This is a genomic window from Sinosporangium album (assembly GCF_900100605.1).
Classification (GTDB): Bacteria; Actinomycetota; Actinomycetes; order Streptosporangiales; family Streptosporangiaceae; genus Sinosporangium; species Sinosporangium album.
The window spans coordinates 1-2,222 of record NZ_FNCN01000082.1 but is presented as its reverse complement, the minus strand read 5'-3'; the positions used below and the strand labels follow the sequence as shown (position 1 = coordinate 2,222).

Below are 2,222 nucleotides of genomic sequence, written 5' to 3'. Positions count from 1 at the left end.
CCGAAGCCCACGCGGCAGGCGGGAATCTCCGTCCTTTAGGGCGGAGAGGATGTCAATTGCCCGAGAGGGAGTGCCGGGCGACTCGGACGCGGTTGCCGCAGGCTGGTGAGCACCATTCGCGTCGGGGGTGGGTCTTCTCGAAGAAGAGGATGCACCCTGGTGCTGGGCAGGCGCGGAGTCGCCCGCGTCGATCTGGAAAGGCGAACTCGCATGCCCCGGCAGCAACCTCGCCCAAGGCGACTCGCACCGGGTCGTCGGTCTGCCAGCGGCGCCGCGCCGTGAGGGTGTCGGTCTGCTTGAGCTCCAGGTGATGGGCGGCGCCGGCTGCTGCGCGGTTGATGACGTCGAGATCGCGCGGGTTCGGGTCGGTGCCGTCGGTGAGGGCGGTGAAGCAGTTCCGCAGCGCCTCTCTCAGAGCCAGCCATTCCTCCAGCGCCACGCTGTTAGTGGATGCCGTCGCGAGTCGGGCACGCAGGTCGGCGCTGAACTGATCAAGGTGGCTGGTCAACCAGGCGTCGAGCTGTGCTGGAGTCGTGAGTACATCCACGACGTGGCCGCGCAGCCCTCCGTCCACGAAGGTCGTGTTCACCAGATCCAGCGGCAACGGCTCGCCCGTCACCGGCGGCCCGGTCTGCGCCCTCTCGACCATGACCTAATGGTATCACCGATTGACAACCATTAGGACGTGTGCTCGAATCGCGTGCTAACGGATGACATGCTCAACAACCATTAGGAGGGCGTGATGGTCGAGACGACACAGCAGCACTGGGGGCGACGGATCACGGCGGTCGCGTTCGTATCCCTGACCGGGGCGTTCGGGCTGAACCTGGCGATCGGCCAGTTCATCGCCCCTCTGATGGGCAGTTTCGGCTGGTCGCTGGCTGCGACGAGCGCGGCGGTCGCGGTGAACATGCTCGCCTGGGGTCTGTTCCAGCCGGTCGCCGGTCGGCTGATCGACCGGATCGGGCCGCGTGCGGTGATGACGGTCAGCGCCGTTCTGATGGGCCTCGCCTACGTCGCACTGGCCGGGGTGACAGAGTTCTGGCAGTTCCTGATCCTGTTCGGCGTCGTCGTGGCGGTCGGGTTCGCCGGATGCAGCTCGATGCCCTCGTCCGTGCTCGTCGCCCGCTGGCACACAAAGCGCCGCCCGCAGGCCCTGGCGATCAGCTCGATGGGCATCAACGCCGGGCAACTGCTCCTGCTTCCGCTCGCAGGGGTGCTCGTCGCGGCGTTCAGTTGGCAAGCCGCATTCCTCGCGCTCGGCGCGGTGATGCTCGTGCTCGTCGCACCGGCGATCTGGTTCGGGGCGCGCAACAGCCCCGCCGACGTGGGCGTGGAACCAGAGGGCACGCCGGTGCAAGTGGTTGCGGCGGCGACACTCCGGGAGGCGCTGGGCGACCGGCAGTTTTGGCTCATCAGCCTCGGCTTCGCCGGATGCGGATACTCGCTGTACCTGTTCACCACGCACATGCCGAAACTCGCCCTCGAACTCGGCGGCGGACCGAACGCGGGCGGATGGCTGATGGCACTGGTCGCCGCATGCAGCGCCGCATCCATGTGGGCGACCGGGCAGTGGGTCGCCAAGAAATGGGGCAAGCGGCCGACGCTCATCCTTCTGCACCTCATCAGGGTCGCCGCGTTCGTGGTACTCGCCCTTGCACCGAACGTGCCCGCCCTCGTCGCCGGGGTCGTGCTGTTCGGAGTGTCATCGTTCCCGGTCATCCCGCTCACCACTGGCCTGGTCGCCGACCGCTTCGGCGGCACTGCGATGGGAGGCATCCTGGGCTCGACCTGGCTCATCCACCAGGTCTTCGCCGCCCTCGGGGTCCTCGCAGGCGGCGTGCTGCGCGACGCCACGGGCAACTACAGCACCGCGTTCGCCAGCGGAGCCGTTGTTCTCGTCGCCTCCACGGTGCTGACCTGGCTCATCACCGAGGGCCGTTTTCAGACAGCGCTCCCTGCCGCTCATCCCGCATGACCACGATAGGGACGTGACTACCTCTGATCGGCTTGGTGCCAGGCAACGGTTCGTCGGGGCCTGTCCGCGTGAACGCCCAGCATCATCAGCGCGATTGGTCGGCCGAAGTCCAAGGTGGCGGTGGCGAGTTCCAGGATCCGCTCGGGATTGCGCACGTCCGCGTCGACGTACTCGCACGCGCCTTCGGGGGTGCTGGTCAGAAGTGCGCGGGCGTGTGCGAGCACCAGTGGGTCGTGGTCGACAT

Annotated in this window: 3 protein-coding genes; 1 reads left to right on the top strand and 2 read right to left on the bottom strand. The window is 67.5% G+C overall.

Annotated features, from left to right (window positions below; translation table 11 throughout):
- Nucleotides 1-52 precede the first annotated feature (52 nt).
- Nucleotides 53-649 carry a CGNR zinc finger domain-containing protein gene (locus tag BLQ73_RS34415; protein ID WP_093176427.1) on the bottom strand — a complete coding sequence of 199 codons (597 nt, stop codon included), beginning with the start codon at nt 647-649 and terminating at the stop codon, nt 53-55.
- Between the two features lie 93 nt (nt 650-742).
- Here BLQ73_RS34415 and BLQ73_RS30685 point away from each other — a divergent pair, with 93 nt between their 5' ends.
- Nucleotides 743-1,978 (top strand): MFS transporter, encoded by a 1,236-nt coding sequence (locus BLQ73_RS30685; RefSeq protein ID WP_093176424.1) that lies wholly within the window; start codon nt 743-745, stop codon nt 1,976-1,978.
- 17 nt (nt 1,979-1,995) lie between these two features.
- Here BLQ73_RS30685 and BLQ73_RS30680 read toward each other — a convergent pair.
- Nucleotides 1,996-2,222, bottom strand: a 227-nt coding sequence (locus BLQ73_RS30680) for an SAM-dependent methyltransferase (protein ID WP_176955799.1), incomplete at its 5' end; no start/stop codon positions are given.

What these genes read in the sequence shown, in the direction of transcription:
- BLQ73_RS34415 (WP_093176427.1), bottom strand. Translation starts at nt 649, where the DNA reads ATGGTCGAGAGGGCGCAGACCGGGCCGCCGGTGACGGGCGAGCCGTTG.
- BLQ73_RS30685 (WP_093176424.1), top strand. Translation starts at nt 743, where the DNA reads ATGGTCGAGACGACACAGCAGCACTGGGGGCGACGGATCACGGCGGTC.